Annotated in this window: 5 protein-coding genes and 1 pseudogene; 1 reads left to right on the top strand and 5 read right to left on the bottom strand. The window is 51.8% G+C overall.

Going from position 1 to position 2,557, the window contains the following annotated elements; translation table 11 throughout:
* Positions 1–737, top strand: a pseudogene (locus ACREAY_RS11290) (hypothetical protein); the annotation flags it as partial.
* A 36-nt stretch (positions 738–773) separates the two neighbouring features.
* Here ACREAY_RS11290 and ACREAY_RS11285 read toward each other — a convergent pair.
* From ACREAY_RS11285 to ACREAY_RS11265, 5 genes are all read right to left on the bottom strand, one after another.
* On the bottom strand, positions 774–1,214 hold the full coding sequence (locus ACREAY_RS11285) for a hypothetical protein (protein WP_431755871.1): 441 nt from the start codon (positions 1,212–1,214) through the stop codon (positions 774–776).
* A 160-nt stretch (positions 1,215–1,374) separates the two neighbouring features.
* A complete protein-coding gene (locus ACREAY_RS11280) occupies positions 1,375–1,983 on the bottom strand; it encodes an HD domain-containing protein (RefSeq protein ID WP_431755870.1) in 609 nt (202 codons plus the stop codon).
* The gene (locus ACREAY_RS11275; protein ID WP_431755869.1) at positions 1,977–2,096 is read right to left on the bottom strand and encodes a C2H2-type zinc finger protein; all 120 of its coding nucleotides are present in this window, start codon (positions 2,094–2,096) and stop codon (positions 1,977–1,979) included. The genes ACREAY_RS11280 and ACREAY_RS11275 overlap by 7 nt, the downstream gene beginning before the upstream one ends.
* A gap of 11 nt (positions 2,097–2,107) precedes the next feature.
* Positions 2,108–2,257, bottom strand: coding sequence for a hypothetical protein (locus ACREAY_RS11270; protein ID WP_431755868.1), 150 nt, complete (start codon positions 2,255–2,257; stop codon positions 2,108–2,110).
* Positions 2,258–2,291: 34 nt separating this feature from the next.
* Positions 2,292–2,557 (bottom strand): ATP:cob(I)alamin adenosyltransferase (locus ACREAY_RS11265; RefSeq protein ID WP_431755867.1); only part of this gene is annotated, 266 nt, incomplete at its 5' end.

The following is a 2,557-nucleotide window of genomic DNA, read 5'->3' as shown; positions in this document are numbered from 1 at the left end:
ATCCTGATGGAACCGGGCCATTAGCTGCCCGGATCGATTATTCGCCAGCTGATCTTGCTGATCTAGACGAGCGTCCCGTTCCAGCTCCGGGTCTTAACGAGCCAGCAGGGATTGGGGACGGTACAGATAATACAACATTTCGGTGCCCTACTGGCACTCTTGGAACAGGTGTTGGAACTGGAGGCATAAACTGGAATTGTGATAGCGATGTTACTGACACAGGCATAAGCGTGGATATCAGCGGCGATGGAGTGTTCAGCGTACTAACTGGCTTTAATGACTGGGCGAATCTCTTGTTCGGCTTTCAGAGAACGACAGACTTTGAAGATGGTGCCCACACCACGTCACCGCCTGAGGAGATAGACTTTCCAACAAGTCTGACGACATCCTTGAAGGCTGTTCAAATCGACATCAAGCCGGGAGGCCTGCCTAATAACATCAACCCGATGAGCACAGGGAGAACTCCCGTTGCCATACTCTCCGCTCCCGGCTTCAACGCTCCCTTGATTGTAGATGTATCTTCCTTAACCTTCGGACGCACTGGAGAAGAACCCAGCCTGGCCTTCTGCAATTCCATCCCTGAAGATGTGAACGGGGACGGTCTCTCTGACCTGGTATGCCATTTCAACACTCGTTCGACAGGCTTTAGGTCAGGAGATACTCTGGGAATTCTGAAGGGGCAGACGCTCGACGGTGTGAATATAGAGGGAAGAGACTCTGTGAAGGTTAGTCGCTAAGCATCCTGCGTCGCGCATCTGACGGGATGGATTTTTTCATCCCTCCTTACAATAAGGCAAGATGTCGTTTAGAGCATCGCCACCGCCGGAATTCTTCCAGCTTTCCCATTTTGCAAGCATGTTAAAAGGCACCAAACAGTTGAATGTACTTTCACCCATCTCTATTTCATGAACAAGCCGAATGGAACACCTGCCGTCTTCTTCCCCATTTATTGAAAGCTTTGTTGACCCAAACTGGTAGCCCAGGATGAGCGTCTCTGGCTGGCATCTTTCTAGAAGTGTCTGCACGCATTCTATGCCGGTAACATTGTATTGTGGAGTTTGGGGATCCAAATCCAAAATCTTTGGACATGTCATGCGCTGAACTGACGGCGAAGTGGTCGTTATGCTTGAACTAATATTATTGAAATAGATAGAAAATGAAATCGCCGCCATGCTGGCCACAATCAGGATTATCGCCCATATCCTTTTGACCATATCTCAATAACAAAGCCCATCCAAATGACTGTTGTGCAAATCGGATGTTGAAGCTCAAACTTGCGGCGTTGAAGGAATGAACCGGAATCTTGTCAAAATTTTGCTGCCATCACAAGCAGCTTGAAACAACAGATTGTTCGGGTTCTTGACGTCTAGCTGGTTAGCGCCTATTGATCTGGCCGGACCGTCCTGTGTTTCTTTTTATGGTGGCGCCGCCTCCTCCATCCAAAACTCTCAGGGACTTTAGGATTTCCGCCAGGTCGTCGTCTTCAGTATTTACCGCCCTCTTTGCAGACTCGAAAAACTGTTCCAGCGCCTTGCCGTCGTGGCCATTATCGGCGTATCTTTGCGCCTGCATGGCCATTTCGAGCTTGTCAAGCCGGTGCACAAACCTTGCAATCCTTGTCCTGCCTGCGAGGAACTCCTGCCATATCCCGGCATATTGCGACTGCACATCTGCCGGCAGGCAGGCAAGTATCTTTGTCATTGCGCGCTCCTCGGCAGCCTCCTTTTCTTTTACGGCCACCTGCCCCGGCATATAGTCGCCTACGGCAGACTCGGCCAGGTCGTGCAGCACTATCATCTTCATGACTTTTTCAGCGTCCAGTTTCATCGCGTCTGCAAGGGCCATGCCGATTGCGCACATTGAAAACGAGTGGTCGGCGACAGACTCGGCGTCGCTGATGCCTGCCTTGGCAACCCATCCCGCCCTCTTGACCGACTTTAATGCAATCGCCGCGTCAAAAAAAGGGGAAAGGTTTTTTACCATTTTCTAGAGTCGCCTTCAAGAAGGCCCGAGCCGTGGTGTATCCTATCTATGTGCTTTGAGAGCTGTTCATTGTCCGGAAAGGCCGAGCCGCAGTAGGGGCATTTGACTTCCATGAGGTAAATTGTCACTGCCAGACTTTAAAAGTTTGCAGGGTGCCTGCGAATTTGGCGCCTGCCAGGGGGATAAAGTCAAAGACATAGGTAATGGCGACAGTCGCCAGCGCCATCGCTGCGGTTATTGCGATGATGAGCGCAACGTTTCGCACCTGCCCCAAGCAGTTCTCCTCACCGCAGCGCAGGATAAAACTGTTATTTTTTCCACGCCACGTCGCTGACGCCAAGGCGCCTGTTGGTCAGCCTTGCGGCGACAAACAGCAGGTCAGCAAGCCTGTTAAGATAGACAATGACTGCGGGGTTTACCGCCTCTGTCCTTGCCAGCGCGACGGCCGTCGTTTCTGCGCGCCTCGCCACGCCCCTGCAGATGTGGAGCATCGACGCCTGGGTGCTCCCGCCCGGCAGGATAAAGAACGTGATGGGGGGCAACTCTTTTTCAAATTTATCGATGGCCGGTTCCA

This window comes from Nitrososphaera sp. (assembly GCF_050748925.1).
Classification (GTDB): domain Archaea; phylum Thermoproteota; class Nitrososphaeria; order Nitrososphaerales; family Nitrososphaeraceae; genus Nitrososphaera.
This window is presented reverse-complemented; position numbering and strand designations above follow the sequence as displayed.